Genomic DNA, 15,169 nt, shown 5'->3' with positions numbered 1-15,169 from the left:
CATTTGGTTCAGGTCGGGTTCAGAGACGGTTCAGGGGCGGTACAGGGGAAGGTCAGTAACCTTGCGCCATACCCAAACAGCACTGTGAAAGAGGAAATACCCATGACTTTTAACAAACTGTTGCTGGCATTGACCGTAATGAGCGCCAGTATCGCGGCCCAGGCCGACACCACTTCGAACTTCGCCGGCCTGTCCTTCGGCCAGACCAGTGACAAGATCAACAAATCCAACTCGCTGAACAACAACCTCGACCACCCGAACGCCACTGGCGCCATCGACGGCAACAACACCTACGGCGTCCGCCTCGGTCAGCAAAACAGCCAGGGTCGCTACTACGCCACCTACGACAACGTGTCCGGTTCGCACAATGGCATTAAACTGCGTCAGGAAAACCTGCTGGGCAGCTACGATCTGTTCTACCCGGTGGGTGGCAGCACCAAGCTGTTCGGTGGCGCGACGGCGGGTTTGACCAAGCTGACTCAGGATTCGCCGAGCTACAGCCGCGACAGTGACATCGGTTATGCGGTTGGCGGCCAGTTCGGTGTGTTGCAGCAAGTCTCGCAGAACACCTCGGTCGAACTTGGTTACCGTTACCTGCGCAGCAACGCCAGCACTGAAATGAAAGAGAGCGGCGGCAGCAAGCAAGGCTCGCTGGATTTGACCAGCAGCGCCCAGACTTACCTGTCGGCCAACTATAATTTCTAAGGAGTTGCCAGCAGGTTCAATGTGGGAGCGAGCCTGCTCGCGAAAGCGCCGGTTCAGTCGATCAGAGGTCGACTGAGCCATTGCCTTCGCGAGCAGGCTCGCTCCCACAGGTGTGTGACTGGAGATTCTGATTTGCCCGGGAGAGTGTTATGAAACTGTTGGTCGTCGAAGATGAAGCGCTCTTGCGCCATCACCTGCAAACCCGCCTGACGGAAAGTGGCCACGTGGTCGAGTCCGTGGCCAATGCCGAGGAGGCGCTGTACCAGACCGGACAGTTCAACTTTGACCTGGCGGTGATCGATCTCGGCCTGCCGGGCATGGGCGGTCTCGACCTGATTCGCCAGTTGCGCGCGGGCGGCAAGACCTTCCCGATCCTGATCCTCACCGCGCGCGGCAACTGGCAGGACAAGGTCGAAGGCCTCGCCGCCGGCGCCGACGATTACGTGGTCAAGCCGTTCCAGTTCGAAGAACTCGACGCGCGTTTGAATGCCTTGCTGCGCCGTTCCAGCGGGTTCACTCAGTCGACCATCGTTGCCGGCCCGCTGCTGCTCGACCTCAATCGCAAACAGGCGAGCCTCGACGAACAACCTTTGGCGCTGACCGCCTACGAGTACCGCATCCTCGAATACCTCATGCGTCATCACCAGCAAGTGGTGCCCAAGGATCGCTTGATGGAGCAGCTCTATCCGGATGACGACGAGCGCGATCCGAATGTCATCGAAGTGCTGGTCGGCCGGCTGCGGCGCAAACTCGAAGGGCCGGCCGGGTTCAAGCCGATCGACACCGTGCGCGGCCTCGGCTACCTGTTCAATGAGCGCTGCACTTGATTCGTTCTCTTCGCGTTCGCTTGATGCTCGCCGCCACGACGTTGGCGGTGTTGTTCATGCTCGCTTTGCTGCCGGCGATGCAAGGCGCGTTCAGCCTGGCGCTGCAAGACTCGATCGAGCAGCGGCTGGCCTCGGACGTCACTACGCTGATTTCTGCCGCGCGCATTGAAAACGGTCGGTTGGTGATGCCGACGCAACTGCCGGATGAGCGTTTCAACCTCACCGATTTCCGTTTGCTCGGCTATATCTACGATCGCGAGGGGCATCTGGTCTGGCGCTCGAAGGCGACTCAGGAAGAGCAGATCAACTACAAACCGCGCTACGACGGACTCGGTAATGAGTTCGCGCGGATCCGCGAAAGCAATGGCCAGGAATTCTTCGTCTATGACGTCGAAGTCAAACTGCTCGGCGGCAAAAGCGCGGCGTTCAGCATCGTCGCCCTGCAACCGGTGCGCGAGTACGAAACCACCCTCGAAGGCCTGCGCGAAAATCTCTATCTAGGCTTCGGCGCGGCATTACTGGTATTGCTGGCGCTGTTGTGGATCGGCCTGACCTGGGGCCTCAAAGCGCTGCGCCGGCTCAGTCAGGAACTCGACGAAATCGAAGGCGGCACCCGTGAAAGCCTCACCGAACAACACCCGCGTGAACTGCTGCGCCTGACCGGCTCGCTTAACCGTTTGCTGCACAGCGAGCGCCAGCAGCGCAGTCGTTATCGCGATTCCCTCGATGATCTGGCGCACAGCCTGAAAACGCCGTTGGCGGTGTTGCAAGGGGTTAGCGAGGACATGGCCCAACGTCCCGAAGAACGCGATCAAGCGTGGGTGCTGCAGAGTCAGATCGAACGCATGAGCCAGCAGATCAGCTATCAACTGCAACGGGCCAGTTTGCGCAAAAGCGGACTGGTGCGACATCAGGTGCGCTTGCAACCGGTGCTGAAAAGCCTGTGCGACACCCTCGACAAGGTGTACCGCGACAAGCATGTGCGCGTGGCCTTTGATCTGCCTGAGCACTGCTATGTGCCGATCGAGCAGGGTGCCTTGCTGGAGATGATGGGCAACTTGCTGGAAAACGCTTATCGCCTGTGTCTGGGCGAAGTGCGTATCAGCGTGCGTGAGACTCTGGCCGGGATTGAACTGTGCGTCGAAGATGACGGCCCCGGTGTGCCGCCGGATCAGCGTGCGCGGATCCTCGAGCGTGGTGAACGCCTGGATGCCCAGCATCCGGGGCAAGGGATCGGGTTGGCGGTGGTCAAGGATATTATCGAAAGCTACAACGCCAAACTCGCGCTGGGGGATTCGCCGATGGGTGGGGCGGCGTTCAGGATTCATTTTCCGGCGGTGTGATTGGGAGTTGCCCTCTCCCAGAGGGAGAGGGGACTGACCGAAGTGTCTTTGGAAAATTATCGACCTGAGCGATTTGCAGCGAATATGGATTCAATAGAGAGCTTGCAGGTCGGCGTATTTACCGAGCATCCCCCAATCAGTCCCCTCTCCCCCCGGGCGGTCCGACGTTTCGGGAGGGTTAGGGTGAGGGGCTTTTGATTTGGCGCCTCACTGCTCCTGCGCCCGATACGCCCCCGGCGTCAAACCCGTCCACTTCTTGAACGCCCGATGAAACGCCGACGGTTCGGAAAACCCCAACTGCTCGGCAATCTGTTGCAACGACAGATCCGCCCGCCCCAAATGATAAATGGCGATATCCCGCCGCAACTGATCCTTCAACTCCTGAAAACTCGTGCCTTCCTCACGCAAGTGCCGGCGCAAGGTCTGCGGGCTGATGTACAAGTGCGCCGCCACCGCGTCCAGATCCGGCCAATTTGCAGTGTCACGGCTGAGCAAGCGGCGCAAACGGCTACTCAGACTGTCGCCGTCGTCCGGGCGCGAGAGCAGGTCGGCGGGGGAGCGTTCGAGGAAGTGTTTGAGCGTGCGTTCGTCCTGCAACAGCGGCATAGACAGATAGCGGCTGTGGAATAAAAGGCTGCTTTGCTCGGTGCCGAAGGTTAGCGGGCAGGGGAACAACAGGTCATATTCGGCCCCATGCTCGGGGCGCGGATAGCTGAAGCTCGCCTGTTCGAGGCGAATCCGCTGGCCGATCAGCCAACTGCCGAGGCGATGCCAGATCACCAGCAGGCTCTCGGTGAGAAAGTGATCGGGATCCCACAATTGTGAATCGTCGAGGCTCAGGCGCACCCATTCGTCTTCGCGCGCCAGGCTCAGGCGCGGGGCTTCGGGGAATAGGCTATAAAACAATAAGCCGCGTTGCAGGGCTTTTTCCAGATTGCGGCAGTGAATCGAGGCGTGGCACATCATGGCGAAACTGCCGGGTTTGCTTGGTGCGTTGCCGAAACCCAGGTATTCGTCGTCCAGCGCCAGCCACAGGTCCTGAATCAACCGGGTGAATTGTTCCGGAGCAATGCGCGCGCGAGGTTCGTCGAGCAATTCCGGGCTGATGCCCAGTTGCAGCAGCAGGCCCGAGTAATCGAAACCCACGCGGCGTGCGCCACCGAGAGCGGCACGGGCAAAATGACTGGCGATGGTGCGTTCGCGCATAAGCGGCAGATCCTTCTTCAGGCGCCGGATGGTAGCGGCGGGCTGGACGCATCGACAAGGCGGATTTCCGCCAAATTGTAGGACGAGAAGCGGTGAGTTGGCGGAAATCCGCCACGCCTGAGTCACGGGATGGTGACATCCGTAGACCCGTTACCCCTGATATCAAAAGGCTTGCTGGCAATCGCACCAAAGTGGCACGAGGTTTGCGATACAAGCCACAGAAGCGTGCGTTTGGCCCAGATGGAAAATGCTGCTCCAACAACAAATCCCTCCAGTGCAGGAGGGTTCGCAATTAAGGTTTCGCGGCCAACAGATGGATGTTGCCACGCGGGACGCTTGAGGAAACCTGCAATGACGACTCGTCAGCCACTGTACAAATCCCTGTATTTCCAGGTGATCGTTGCCATCGCCATCGGCATCCTGCTTGGTCACTTCTACCCTCAGACCGGTGTGGCCCTCAAGCCGCTGGGTGACGGGTTCATCAAACTGATCAAAATGGTCATCGCCCCGATCATCTTCTGTACCGTTGTCAGCGGCATCGCCGGCATGCAGAACATGAAATCCGTGGGCAAGACCGGCGGCTACGCGCTGCTGTACTTCGAAATCGTTTCCACCATTGCCCTGCTGATCGGTCTGATCGTGGTCAACGTTGTGCAACCGGGCGCCGGTATGCACATCGACGTCACCACCCTGGACGCCTCGAAAATCGCCACTTATGTGACGGCCAGTAAAGACCAGAGCATTGTCGGTTTCCTCCTCAATGTAATCCCGAACACCATCGTCGGCGCGTTCGCCACCGGTGACATCCTGCAAGTGCTGATGTTCTCGGTGATCTTCGGCTACGCCCTGCATCGCTTGGGTTCGTACGGTCGTCCGCTGCTGGACATGATCGATCGCTTCGCCCACGTCATGTTCAACATCATCAACATGATCATGAAACTGGCGCCGCTGGGTGCTTTCGGCGCGATGGCCTTCACCATCGGTGCCTACGGCGTCGGCTCTCTGGTGCAACTGGGCCAGTTGATGATCTGCTTCTACATCACCTGCATCCTGTTCGTGGTGGTGGTGCTGGGTGCGATCTGCCGTGCTCACGGTTTCAGCGTGTTTAAACTGGTGCGTTACATCCGTGAAGAGCTGTTGATCGTACTGGGCACGTCCTCGTCGGAATCGGCACTGCCACGCATGCTGATCAAGATGGAGCGTCTGGGCGCGAAGAAATCCGTAGTAGGTCTGGTGATCCCGACCGGTTACTCGTTCAACCTCGACGGTACTTCGATCTACCTGACCATGGCGGCCGTGTTCATCGCTCAGGCGACTGATACCCACATGGACATCACCCACCAGATCACTCTGCTGCTGGTATTGCTGCTGTCCTCCAAAGGCGCAGCCGGTGTGACCGGCTCGGGCTTCATCGTACTGGCCGCGACCCTGTCGGCGGTCGGTCACCTGCCGGTGGCCGGTCTGGCGCTGATCCTCGGTATCGACCGCTTCATGTCCGAAGCCCGCGCACTGACCAACCTGGTCGGTAACGCAGTAGCCACCATCGTGGTTGCCAAGTGGGTCAAGGAACTGGATACCGATCAGCTGCAAACCGAGCTGGCCTCGGGCGGTCGCGGTATCTCCGACGAGCGTGAAGAAGATGACTTGGGTGTGGCTGAAGGCCCAACCCCAAGCAATGTGAAGTAAGCACTGCTTGAATTGAAGAAACCCGCTTCGGCGGGTTTTTTCTTGCCTGCGATTTGAGCGTAACGGTCATACCCGCTGACATTTCCGGTGATTGCCGTACACGGCATCGCTGCCTAGGCTGAGTGCATCGCCCAAGGAGTTCGCCCATGTCCGCACCGCTGGCCTCACTGAAAATCCTCGATTTCTCGACATTGTTGCCGGGGCCGTTCGCCTCGTTGTTGCTGGCGGACATGGGTGCTGAAGTGCTGCGCATCGAATCACCAACGCGCATGGACCTGCTGCGCGTTTTGCCGCCGCATGATGGCGGAGTATCAGCGAGCCACGCTTACCTGAACCGCAACAAGCGCAGCTTGGCGCTGGATCTGAAACAGCCTGAAGCCGTGGAAGTGATCAAGCAGTTGCTGGCCGATTACGACATCGTCCTCGAGCAGTTTCGCCCGGGTGTGATGGAGCGCCTGGGTCTGGGCTATGAAGCGCTGAAGGCGATCAACCCGAAGCTTATTTACGTGTCGATTACCGGTTACGGCCAGACCGGGCCATACAAGGACCGCGCCGGGCATGACATCAACTATCTGGCGCTGGCGGGGCTGGCCAGCTACACCGGCCGCGCCGACAGCGGGCCGTTGCCGCTGGGCATGCAGGTGGCGGATGTGGCCGGAGGCTCATTACACGGAGTGATCGGCTTGTTGGCCGCGGTGATTGCGCGTCAGCAGAGCGGGCAGGGCACGCATCTGGATGTGAGCATGACCGATTGCGCGTTCAGCCTGAATGCCATGGCCGGTGCCGGCTATCTGGCTTGCGGCGAAGAACCTGCGTGGGAAGACCAGATGCTCAACGGCGGCAGCTTTTACGATTATTACCGTTCTCGCGATGGCCGCTGGATGTCGGTGGGCAGTCTGGAACCGGGGTTCATGCAGCAACTGTGTACGGCGTTGGGGCGGCCGGAGTTGGCGGCGCAGGGCTTGTCCTCAAAGCCCGAGCAGCAGCGGGCATTGAAGTACGCGCTGACGGTCGAGTTCGAAAAACACGACTTTGCTGAGTTGTGCGAGCTGTTTGCCGGGATCGATGCGTGTGTCGAGCCGGTATTGAGTCTGGGTGAGGCGGTGCGCCATCCGCAGTTGCAGGCGCGGGAACTGGTGACGCAGGTGCCGCGCGGGGATGGTTCGACGCAGGCGCAGATGGCCTGTCCGTTGAAGTTTTCCCAAGCGTTGCCGGCGCCGCGGCATGTTGGCGCGGTGTTGGGGCAGCATACGGATCAGGTGTTGGCGGAGTTGGGGTTGAGTCCTTCGAAAATTGAAGAGCTGCGCCGGGCCAAAGTCATTCTTTAGTGCCTGTTCTGGCCTCATCGCTGGCAAGCCAGCTCCCACAGTTATCGAGGTGTCCACAGATTCTGTGTAAGACACCTAAACCTGTGGGAGCTGGCTTGCCAGCGATGGGGTCAGTCAGGGCGACACAAACTGACTATTCGACGCGCATCTCACCACTGAACACCAACGTGTTGCGGCAGCGGCGACACAGGTAACGCCGCCCCTGCCGCACCAGGCTATGGCGCTGCGCCGAAAACGGGAAATCACTGTCGGCGCACGGGCATTTATAGATATAGCGGGTCACGCTGCGGCGCTTGATTGCATAGGTGTGGCAGCGATCCGGCGGCAGTTCGTAAACGCCGCGCATGATCAGTTGCCATTCCTCGCCGTGGGGCTGAATGCGCTCGCCAAACAACTGATGGGCGATCAGGTGCGCAACTTCGTGGGCCACGGTCTGCTTGAGGAAGTGCTCGGTGTTTTCCCGGTATAACTGCGGGTTGAAGCGCAGCAGGTTCTCGTGCAGATGCGCGACACCGGCCTTTTGCCCGCGCAGCTTGAGGCTGACGACAGGGCGTGGGAAGGAACGTTTGAAAAAGGATTCTGCGAGTTGGTAACAGTCTTCGACGCGGGTATTGAGTTGCTCGGGCATGCTTGATGGATCTCCAGAGACGTCGAGTATGCCGTAACGCCCCGGACTTGCGAATCGCCGAGCTGCCGAATGGTCATCCGGCAAACGACAAGGCCGCCTTGCGGCGGCCTCTGATTGGTTTGGCGAGTCAGTTCGTATAGACGGGACCAACGCCCAGCCCCCAGACGATCACGGTGAACGCCATGATGGCAACCAGCACCACCAGACCCACCGCCAGCACCGAGCTGGAAAACAGGAAGCCTTCATCCGACGGAATATTCATGAACGTCGGCAGCCCCACGTACAACAGATACACCGTGTAGCAGATGGCCGCCGTGCCGACGATCATCCCCAGCCACATGTGCGGATACAACGCCGCCAGCCCGCCGACAAACAACGGTGTTGCGGTGTAGGTGGCGAAGGCCACACAACGGGCCAGACTTGGATTGGCGTCGTAGGTGCGAGCCATCCAGTGCACAAAGGCGCCCATGACCGCGACCCCGCCGAGCATGGCCAGGTACGACATGACGGTCATCCAGATCGCGCTTTCGACGGTGAGCATGACCGGCGCGCGATTGCCGATTACCCAGCCGACCTGTGTGGTGCCGATAAAGGCCGAGACAGCGGGGATAGCCGCCAGAATCAGCGTGTGTGTCAGGTACATGTGGCTGATGCTTTCCTCTTGGTCGCCACGGATTTCCTTCCATTCCTGATCGGGGTGGGTAAAAAGTCCCACTACGTGATGGATCATGCCAGTCACTCCTCTTGTTATTGCCATCGCCCCCCAGCGGAGCGCCTACGGGCCAAGGTGGCCGAGCAAATACAGGTCTTCAGATTGTGTGCGACCTTATGTCGCAGTATAGAAAGGTCTTAACCGCACAGGTATTAGGGGCTTAGAGCAAATCGCGCTGTAAAAACAGGGCGTAATCGCCTCGGGGTCTGTAAACGTTCCATCTCCGGGCTACGACAACCTGTGCCCACAACACCGGGGTTTTTGCGTAAAATGCCGGCCTTTCGTCACACCTCACGGATTTCGCGTCATGGGCACTCTTACGGTCAACCAGAACAAACTGCAAAAGCGCCTGCGCCGCCTGGCCGGCGAAGCGGTCGCCGATTTCAACATGATTGAAGATGGCGACAAGGTCATGGTCTGCCTGTCCGGGGGCAAAGACAGCTACACCATGCTCGACGTGCTGCTGCACCTGCAGAAGGTTGCCCCGATCAAGTTCGAGATCGTCGCGGTGAACATGGACCAGAAACAGCCGGGCTTCCCCGAGCATGTGCTGCCGGCCTATTTGAAAGAACTGGGCGTTGAGTACCACATCGTCGAGAAAGACACCTACTCGGTGGTCAAGGAGCTGATCCCGGAGGGCAAGACCACCTGCTCGCTGTGCTCGCGTCTGCGTCGCGGCACGCTGTACACCTTCGCCGACGAAATCGGCGCGACCAAGATGGCCCTCGGTCACCACCGTGACGACATCGTCGAGACGTTTTTCCTCAACATGTTCTTCAACGGCAGCCTCAAGGCGATGCCGCCGAAGCTGCGCGCCGATGACGGTCGCAACGTAGTGATCCGTCCACTGGCGTACTGCAACGAGAAAGACATTCAGGCTTACTCGGATTTGAAAGAATTCCCGATCATCCCGTGCAACCTCTGCGGTTCGCAGGAAAACCTGCAGCGTCAGGTGGTCAAGGAAATGCTGCAGGACTGGGAACGCAAGACCCCGGGCCGAACCGAAAGCATCTTCCGCAGTCTGCAGAACGTGATCCCGTCGCAACTGGCCGACCGCAACCTGTTCGACTTCACCAGCCTGAAGATCGACGAGACCGCCGCTTCGCGCTTCGTCAACGTCGTCAACTTGTAAACACATTTCAAATGTGGGAGCGAGCCTGCTCGCGAAAGCGGTGTGTCATTCAACTGATTTGTTGACTGAGACTCCCACTTCGCGAGCAGGCTCGCTCCCACATTGGTTTCTTCGCTTCATTCAATAGGAGAGGGCATGCGCGATTACAAGTGGCTGCACGAATACTGTCTGAACCGCTTCGGTTCGGCGGCTGAACTGGAAGCCCATCTGCCCGTTCCCAAGACCCCGGCGCAACTGCGCAAGATCAGCGACGACCGCTACCTCTCGACCATGGCCCTGCGTGTGTTCCGCGCCGGCCTCAAGCACAGTCTGGTCGACGCCAAGTGGCCAGCCTTCGAAGAAGTGTTCTTCAAGTTCGACCCGGAAAAAGTCGTGCTGATGAGCGCCGAACACCTTGAGCGTTTAATGCAGGATGCGCGGATCATCCGTCACCTGGGCAAGCTCAAGAGCGTGCCGCGCAATGCGCAGTTCATTCTTGATGTAGAGAAAGACAAGGGCAGTTTCGGTGCGTTGATCGCCGACTGGCCGGTGACCGATATCGTCGGTCTGTGGACCTACCTGAAAAAGCACGGTCATCAACTGGGTGGGCTGTCGGCGCCACGGTTTTTGCGCATGGTCGGCAAGGACACGTTTGTACCGAGCTACGACGTGGTCGCCGCGCTGAATGCACAGAAGATCGTCGACAAGGTGCCGACCAGTCTGCGCGATCTGGCGATTGTGCAGGATGCGTTCAATCAATGGCACGAGCAGAGCGGCGGGCGGGCGATGAGCCAGATTTCGATGATGCTCGCGTACACAGTGAATCATTGATACCGAGTTGCCCCAATCGCTGGCAAGCCAGCTCCCACAGTTTTTTGTATTGATCACAATATTGTGTTTCAACACAGACCCTGTGGTAGCTGGCTTGCCAGCGATGGCGATCTGTCAGGCGACGGAGATCTCGCCCTCGCCAGCCAGCTTGCGATTCAACTGATACCGCCACCGCACATACAGCAGCGCCGAGCAGAACACCGCCAGACTCGCGACCATCTCCAGCACACCAAACAACTGCCGGTTCGGGTCATACGCCGCCAGTGCGCCCTTGATGAAATACAGATTCACCACAAAACACATCCACGAATGCCCGCGGGCGCTGCCCATGATCATTGCCGGGGCGAGCACGATCCATGGGATCAACTCGACCAGCAGAATCACCCACGGCCGCGCGCCGTGCAGATCGGCGAACAGCAGATAGTAGGCCGCCAGCAGGCCGGCGAGGGCGAAGAAGCTCAGCAGGCTAATCACCCGCATCGCCTTCACTCGTGGCTCCAGCCACTCGACACTCGGCAGAATCTTCGGCTTCTTCGCCATATCAGCCCACCAGTTTCTGAGCGGTTTTCGCCAGCCGCAGACCCAGCGCGCGACACAACGTCACTTCATGCTGATCGAGAGCACTTTTGCCGTCAGCCCCAGCGTGATGACTGGCACCGTAAGGCGTACCGCCGCCCTGGGTTTCGAGCAACGCCGATTCGCTGTACGGCAGGCCGGTGATGAGCATGCCGTGGTGCAGCAGTGGCAACATCATCGACAGCAAGGTGGTTTCCTGACCGCCGTGCAGGCTGGCGGTGGAGGTGAATACACCCGCCGGTTTGCCGACGAGGGCGCCGGTCAGCCAGAGGTTGCTGGTGCCATCGAGGAAGTATTTCAGCGGCGCGGCCATGTTGCCAAAGCGTGTCGGACTGCCGAGGGCCAGACCTGCGCAGTTCTTCAGGTCATCGAGCGTGGCATACAACGCGCCTTCGTCCGGGATGTCCGGCGACACCGCTTCGCACTCGGTGGAAATGGCTGGCACCGTACGCAGGCGTGCTTCGAGGCCGGCCTGCTCGACACCGCGGGCAATCTGCCGGGCCATCTCATTGGTCGAGCCGTTGCGGCTGTAATACAGCACCAGAATGTACGGCGCGCTCACGGCAACAACTCCAGCACATTTTCCGGCGGACGACCGATCACGGCTTTGTCGCCGACTTCGAGAATCGGCCGCTCCATCAGTTTCGGGTGCTGAGCGATGGCGTCGATCAATTGCGCTTCGCTGAGGCTTTCGTCAGCCAGCTGAAGCATTTTGTATTCATCTTCCCCGGTGCGCAGCAACTGACGCGCGCTGATCCCGAGCTTGCCGAGCAGGGCCTTGATTTGCGCGGCATTCAGCGGGGTTTCGAGGTAACGCACGACGTTCGGGGTCAGGCCGCGGGCTTCAAGAAGCTCCAGCGCGCCGCGGGATTTCGAGCAGCGCGGATTGTGATAAAGCGTCAGATCGGTCATGGCGGGTCGCTTCTGGCGTAAAGTGGCGGCTATTCTAACTGTGCAGCGCGCAATCCAGAACCTTCGGAGGCAATGGGTCGCAGGCGCCTTCAAATTTTCACAAGGAACACGACATGACACGGCGATTGGCAGCGGCATTGACGATAATCGGGGCGTTGATGCTGGGGGGCTGCGGCAATGATTACGGTATCGACCAGAACGGCCAGAAGGTTGCGTCGGAGCGTCTGGACAAACAATGGGTAGTGCTGAACTACTGGGCCGAATGGTGTGGTCCGTGCCGGACCGAGATCCCGGAACTCAATCATTTGGCGGATGAGCTGAAGAGCAAGAACGTTGGCGTGTTCGGGGTAAACTTCGACAATGTGCAGGGCGTGGAGCTGAAAGACGCCAGCGAAAAGCTGGGCATCAAGTTCACCGTGCTGGCGCAGGATCCGGCGGAACTGTTCGAGTTGCCGCGCAGTGAAGCGCTGCCGGTGACGTACATCATCGACAACAAGGGTAAGGTGCGGGAACAGTTGATGGGCGAGCAGACGGCGGCGGGGGTGATGGCCAAGCTTGAGGCGTTGCAGGCGACCAAGTGAGTTGCCGCTAAAGAGCAATCCTCACCCCAGCCCTCTCCCAGAGGGAGAGGGGGCCGACCGAGGTGTCTGGCGAGGTACATCGACCTGAGAGATCGAGTCGATTGTAGATTCGCCAAAGCAAGACCCAGTCGATTATGGATTCAGTTGCACTCGTTCAAGTCGGCGTACCTCTCCAATATCCCCCAATCAGTCCCCTCTCCCTCTGGGAGAGGGCTAGGCGGGCGGCGTTCCGATGAGGGTATCGGCGGTCTAGCCAATCAACCCTCTTCCAGCCACCAACGCAACGGCTTGCCTTCCGCCGGCCAGAAGCGCATCTGCTCGATCGGCGAAATGTCCCAGCGCTCGACATGCTCCAGCGCCTGCAGGAAGCGTTGTTCCTGCTCCATCAGCGCTGGTGCACAAAGCTTGCGGGTCTTGCCGATCTTGCCGAAAGTCAGCTTGTCACCGTCCAGCGTGTACGGCGCGAACCAATGGTTGCAGCCACCGTTTCCGTAGGCGCGGCCATCATCGCCAAGGGTCACGGTCAGATGGCTGTAATCCATCAACGGCCGCTCACCGATCCACTCCAGAATGTAGCTGCGGTTCTGTTGCAGTTGCACAGGTTCTGCGGCACAGCCCACCAGGCCGGCACCGACCAGCGCGGTCAGGGCAAGGCGTTTGATCATGCCGACACCTGGCATTTCGGGCACAAATGCTTGTCGCCAACGGCTTTCCAGCCCAGCTCGGCGATGCGCGCGGTGGCTGCCGGTTTTTCTGCGGTTTTACCGAGTTTGGCGTCCACGGCGAATTCGAAGCTCAGCTCTTTGGCGCAGTTGTCGCAGTTGACCTGCCAGGTGTGGATCGCCAGTTCACCGAACACCGGGCCCGTGGTCATCGCGGTCCATTGGCCCGGCGGATTGATCAGGTGGCGGACGGTTTCAACGGTCAGGCGCATGGACAAGTCCTTGCTGCCTTTGAGGGTGACCAACAGCGCGTCACCGATGCGAATCGAGCCACCATTGCCGGTGACCTGATAGCGGCCCGGAACGAGGGCGCGGCATTCGGTGAGAGTGTGTTGCGGGTTCATCAGGGTGTAGCGGAAATCGTGTTCGACCATGGGTCCTCCAAATATGCGCGACATGCTAGCACGGGCTTGATTGCAGAATGATGCGCGCGTGCGACCTTCGATCCGGTTCAAATGCCGCGACACTCATGGCAAACTGCCGGCCTCGAATCTGAAGGAACGGAACATGGCGCTGATCGAATGTTATGAATGCAAGAAGAGCATCAGCTCCGAAGCCAACGCGTGCATTCATTGCGGGGCTCCAATGGCGGAGCAAGCAGTACACGCGCAAACCGTAGCCGCGCCTGTTCAGGCTGCGACAATCTCGTTCGGCAGTCTGCCGCGTAACAAGGCTGTGCCCGAAGTCAGTGCTCCAGCGCCTGAGCCGCAACCTTTGCCGAAAGTGATGCCGGCCGCTGCGCGGCGTCGGCGCCAGCAGCCCACCGAGCAACCGGCCACTGAGCAGACCAATGCCGACGGCAGTCGCCCGGTGGAAGGCTGGCTGAAGATCATGATCTTCCTGCTGCCGATGTTTTTCGTCTGGTTCCTGCTGCGCTACGGCCACTCGATGAAACAGCGCTTTTTTGGCTTCGGCTGGCTGGCGATGCTGATTCTGGCGACTTCGCTTTCACCCAAGTAAGCGGGAAAAATTTCAACCCTCGACCTGGTTCTGTGGCGTTCCCGCCACCCAGGTCGCGATGTTGTGCAGGGTGGTTGCAGCAATCGCACCCAGTGCTTCGCGGGTCAGAAACGCCTGATGCGCGGTGATGATCACGTTGGGAAAGGTCAGCAGGCGCGCCAGCACATCGTCCTGCAGGGGCAGGTCGGAGCGATCCTCGAAAAACAGTTGTGCCTCTTCCTCATAAACATCCAGCCCCAGATAGCCGAGCTGGCCGTCCTTCAATGCATCGATCAGTGCCGGTGTGTCGACCAGACCACCACGGCCGGTATTGATCAGCATGGCGCCGGCCTGCATGTGCGCCAGCGAGTCGCGGTTGATCAGGTGTTTGCTCTGCTCGTTGAGCGGGCAGTGCAGGCTGATGATCCGCGACTGCGCGAGCAATTCCGGCAGGCTCAGATAACGCGCACCCAACGCCAGCACCTCCGGGTTGGGGAAAGGATCGTAAGCCAGCAGCTCACAGCCGAAGCCGTGCATGATTTTGGCGAACGTGGCGCCGATCTGGCCGGTGCCGACAATTCCCACGGTTTTGCCGACCAGGTCGAAACCGGTCAGGCCATGCAGGCTGAAATCGCCTTCACGGGTGCGGTTATAGGCACGGTGCAGACGACGGTTGAGGGCCAGGATCAGCGCCACGGCGTGTTCGGCCACCGCATGCGGCGAGTAGGCCGGCACGCGCACCACGGCCAGTCCGAGACGTTTCGCCGCGGCCAGATCAACATGGTTGTAACCCGCCGAGCGTAGGGCAATCAGGCGCGTGCCGCCCGCGGCCAGACGTTCCAGCACTGCAGCGCTGAGATCATCATTGATGAACGCACAGACCACTTGGTGTTTGTCGGCCAGTGCTGCCGTATCGAGGCTGAGCCGGGCCGGTTGAAAGTGCAGCTCGATACCCGCCGGGCAATCGGCGGCGAGGAAGCTGTCGCGGTCGTAGGTCTGGCTACTGAAAACGAGCGTGCGCATGAAATCCTCCTGGAACATCGACACGGATTGAATCACCCG

The 15,169-nt window shown here is 59.7% G+C and carries 18 protein-coding genes; 9 read left to right on the top strand and 9 right to left on the bottom strand.

Annotation, left to right across the window (positions count from 1 at the left end; translation table 11 throughout):
- Positions 1 to 102 precede the first annotated feature (102 nt).
- The 3 genes from ACZZ0A_RS17970 to ACZZ0A_RS17960 all read left to right on the top strand — a co-directional run bounded on the left by ACZZ0A_RS17970 (position 103) and on the right by ACZZ0A_RS17960 (position 2,875).
- Positions 103 to 705 (top strand): membrane protein, encoded by a 603-nt coding sequence (locus ACZZ0A_RS17970; RefSeq protein ID WP_007917526.1) that lies wholly within the window; start codon positions 103 to 105, stop codon positions 703 to 705.
- A gap of 149 nt (positions 706 to 854) precedes the next feature.
- On the top strand, positions 855 to 1,532 hold the full coding sequence (locus tag ACZZ0A_RS17965) for a response regulator transcription factor (protein WP_007917525.1): 678 nt from the start codon (positions 855 to 857) through the stop codon (positions 1,530 to 1,532).
- A complete protein-coding gene (locus ACZZ0A_RS17960; RefSeq protein WP_038367433.1) occupies positions 1,529 to 2,875 on the top strand; it encodes an ATP-binding protein in 1,347 nt (448 codons plus the stop codon). The genes ACZZ0A_RS17965 and ACZZ0A_RS17960 overlap by 4 nt, the downstream gene beginning before the upstream one ends.
- Before the next feature lie 207 nt (positions 2,876 to 3,082).
- On the opposite strand, the gene ACZZ0A_RS17955 is transcribed toward ACZZ0A_RS17960, so the two are convergent.
- Positions 3,083 to 4,081 (bottom strand): AraC family transcriptional regulator, encoded by a 999-nt coding sequence (locus ACZZ0A_RS17955; protein ID WP_463543532.1) that lies wholly within the window; start codon positions 4,079 to 4,081, stop codon positions 3,083 to 3,085.
- A gap of 351 nt (positions 4,082 to 4,432) precedes the next feature.
- On the opposite strand from ACZZ0A_RS17955, the gene ACZZ0A_RS17950 reads away from it, so the two are divergent.
- On the top strand, positions 4,433 to 5,767 hold the full coding sequence (locus ACZZ0A_RS17950; protein ID WP_007917521.1) for a dicarboxylate/amino acid:cation symporter: 1,335 nt from the start codon (positions 4,433 to 4,435) through the stop codon (positions 5,765 to 5,767).
- 146 nt (positions 5,768 to 5,913) lie between these two features.
- Positions 5,914 to 7,095 carry a CaiB/BaiF CoA transferase family protein gene (locus ACZZ0A_RS17945; protein WP_463543531.1) on the top strand — a complete coding sequence of 394 codons (1,182 nt, stop codon included), beginning with the start codon at positions 5,914 to 5,916 and terminating at the stop codon, positions 7,093 to 7,095.
- A gap of 133 nt (positions 7,096 to 7,228) precedes the next feature.
- On the opposite strand, the gene ACZZ0A_RS17940 is transcribed toward ACZZ0A_RS17945, so the two are convergent.
- Positions 7,229 to 7,723 (bottom strand): SprT family zinc-dependent metalloprotease, encoded by a 495-nt coding sequence (locus ACZZ0A_RS17940; RefSeq protein ID WP_007917517.1) that lies wholly within the window; start codon positions 7,721 to 7,723, stop codon positions 7,229 to 7,231.
- Positions 7,724 to 7,850: 127 nt separating this feature from the next.
- Positions 7,851 to 8,453: a Yip1 family protein gene (locus ACZZ0A_RS17935; protein WP_007917515.1), complete on the bottom strand. Its 603-nt coding sequence runs from the start codon at positions 8,451 to 8,453 to the stop codon at positions 7,851 to 7,853.
- 289 nt (positions 8,454 to 8,742) lie between these two features.
- On the opposite strand from ACZZ0A_RS17935, the gene ttcA reads away from it, so the two are divergent.
- A complete protein-coding gene (gene ttcA, locus ACZZ0A_RS17930) occupies positions 8,743 to 9,567 on the top strand; it encodes a tRNA 2-thiocytidine(32) synthetase TtcA (protein WP_007917513.1) in 825 nt (274 codons plus the stop codon).
- 135 nt (positions 9,568 to 9,702) lie between these two features.
- Entirely contained in the window at positions 9,703 to 10,377 is a 675-nt protein-coding gene (locus ACZZ0A_RS17925) for a DNA-3-methyladenine glycosylase I (RefSeq protein ID WP_007917512.1), read from the top strand.
- Between the two features lie 114 nt (positions 10,378 to 10,491).
- Here the strand turns inward: ACZZ0A_RS17925 and ACZZ0A_RS17920 are convergent, their stop codons facing one another.
- Genes ACZZ0A_RS17920 through arsC form a run of 3 tightly spaced genes read right to left on the bottom strand, consistent with a single transcriptional unit; the run spans position 10,492 to position 11,865 of the window.
- On the bottom strand, positions 10,492 to 10,917 hold the full coding sequence (locus ACZZ0A_RS17920) for a DUF2069 domain-containing protein (RefSeq protein WP_007917509.1): 426 nt from the start codon (positions 10,915 to 10,917) through the stop codon (positions 10,492 to 10,494).
- Between the two features lies 1 nt (position 10,918).
- A complete protein-coding gene (wrbA, locus tag ACZZ0A_RS17915; protein WP_414916264.1) occupies positions 10,919 to 11,515 on the bottom strand; it encodes an NAD(P)H:quinone oxidoreductase in 597 nt (198 codons plus the stop codon).
- The gene (gene arsC, locus ACZZ0A_RS17910) at positions 11,512 to 11,865 is read right to left on the bottom strand and encodes an arsenate reductase (glutaredoxin) (RefSeq protein WP_007968707.1); all 354 of its coding nucleotides are present in this window, start codon (positions 11,863 to 11,865) and stop codon (positions 11,512 to 11,514) included. Before arsC ends, wrbA begins: the two co-directional genes overlap by 4 nt.
- A gap of 113 nt (positions 11,866 to 11,978) precedes the next feature.
- Here arsC and ACZZ0A_RS17905 point away from each other — a divergent pair, with 113 nt between their 5' ends.
- Positions 11,979 to 12,446 (top strand): TlpA disulfide reductase family protein, encoded by a 468-nt coding sequence (locus tag ACZZ0A_RS17905; protein ID WP_007917494.1) that lies wholly within the window; start codon positions 11,979 to 11,981, stop codon positions 12,444 to 12,446.
- A gap of 257 nt (positions 12,447 to 12,703) precedes the next feature.
- Here the strand turns inward: ACZZ0A_RS17905 and ACZZ0A_RS17900 are convergent, their stop codons facing one another.
- Complete coding sequence (locus ACZZ0A_RS17900; protein ID WP_042705045.1) at positions 12,704 to 13,108, bottom strand: META domain-containing protein; 405 nt, start codon at positions 13,106 to 13,108, stop codon at positions 12,704 to 12,706.
- Positions 13,108 to 13,542 carry a hypothetical protein gene (locus tag ACZZ0A_RS17895; protein WP_463543530.1) on the bottom strand — a complete coding sequence of 145 codons (435 nt, stop codon included), beginning with the start codon at positions 13,540 to 13,542 and terminating at the stop codon, positions 13,108 to 13,110. Before ACZZ0A_RS17895 ends, ACZZ0A_RS17900 begins: the two co-directional genes overlap by 1 nt.
- Before the next feature lie 133 nt (positions 13,543 to 13,675).
- On the opposite strand from ACZZ0A_RS17895, the gene ACZZ0A_RS17890 reads away from it, so the two are divergent.
- Complete coding sequence (locus ACZZ0A_RS17890; RefSeq protein WP_007917490.1) at positions 13,676 to 14,128, top strand: hypothetical protein; 453 nt, start codon at positions 13,676 to 13,678, stop codon at positions 14,126 to 14,128.
- Positions 14,129 to 14,140: 12 nt separating this feature from the next.
- Here the strand turns inward: ACZZ0A_RS17890 and ACZZ0A_RS17885 are convergent, their stop codons facing one another.
- Positions 14,141 to 15,130 carry a 2-hydroxyacid dehydrogenase gene (locus ACZZ0A_RS17885; RefSeq protein WP_007917488.1) on the bottom strand — a complete coding sequence of 330 codons (990 nt, stop codon included), beginning with the start codon at positions 15,128 to 15,130 and terminating at the stop codon, positions 14,141 to 14,143.
- Positions 15,131 to 15,169: the final 39 nt, after the last annotated feature.

The organism is Pseudomonas sp. AC242, from assembly GCF_979258655.1.
The sequence above is the reverse complement of the archived record's forward strand: the minus strand, read 5'-3'. Positions and strand labels throughout refer to the sequence as shown.

Excerpts from the sequence above, each read along its gene's own strand:
- ACZZ0A_RS17965 (WP_007917525.1), top strand. The coding sequence starts at position 855 with ATGAAACTGTTGGTCGTCGAAGATGAAGCGCTCTTGCGCCATCACCTG.
- ACZZ0A_RS17920 (WP_007917509.1), bottom strand. The coding sequence starts at position 10,917 with ATGGCGAAGAAGCCGAAGATTCTGCCGAGTGTCGAGTGGCTGGAGCCA.
- arsC (WP_007968707.1), bottom strand. The coding sequence starts at position 11,865 with ATGACCGATCTGACGCTTTATCACAATCCGCGCTGCTCGAAATCCCGC.
- ACZZ0A_RS17935 (WP_007917515.1), bottom strand. The coding sequence starts at position 8,453 with ATGATCCATCACGTAGTGGGACTTTTTACCCACCCCGATCAGGAATGG.
- ACZZ0A_RS17945 (WP_463543531.1), top strand. The coding sequence starts at position 5,914 with ATGTCCGCACCGCTGGCCTCACTGAAAATCCTCGATTTCTCGACATTG.
- ttcA (WP_007917513.1), top strand. The coding sequence starts at position 8,743 with ATGGGCACTCTTACGGTCAACCAGAACAAACTGCAAAAGCGCCTGCGC.
- ACZZ0A_RS17890 (WP_007917490.1), top strand. The coding sequence starts at position 13,676 with ATGGCGCTGATCGAATGTTATGAATGCAAGAAGAGCATCAGCTCCGAA.
- ACZZ0A_RS17955 (WP_463543532.1), bottom strand. The coding sequence starts at position 4,081 with ATGCGCGAACGCACCATCGCCAGTCATTTTGCCCGTGCCGCTCTCGGT.
- ACZZ0A_RS17940 (WP_007917517.1), bottom strand. The coding sequence starts at position 7,723 with ATGCCCGAGCAACTCAATACCCGCGTCGAAGACTGTTACCAACTCGCA.
- ACZZ0A_RS17950 (WP_007917521.1), top strand. The coding sequence starts at position 4,433 with ATGACGACTCGTCAGCCACTGTACAAATCCCTGTATTTCCAGGTGATC.
- ACZZ0A_RS17905 (WP_007917494.1), top strand. The coding sequence starts at position 11,979 with ATGACACGGCGATTGGCAGCGGCATTGACGATAATCGGGGCGTTGATG.
- ACZZ0A_RS17970 (WP_007917526.1), top strand. The coding sequence starts at position 103 with ATGACTTTTAACAAACTGTTGCTGGCATTGACCGTAATGAGCGCCAGT.
- ACZZ0A_RS17925 (WP_007917512.1), top strand. The coding sequence starts at position 9,703 with ATGCGCGATTACAAGTGGCTGCACGAATACTGTCTGAACCGCTTCGGT.
- ACZZ0A_RS17895 (WP_463543530.1), bottom strand. The coding sequence starts at position 13,542 with ATGGTCGAACACGATTTCCGCTACACCCTGATGAACCCGCAACACACT.
- ACZZ0A_RS17885 (WP_007917488.1), bottom strand. The coding sequence starts at position 15,130 with ATGCGCACGCTCGTTTTCAGTAGCCAGACCTACGACCGCGACAGCTTC.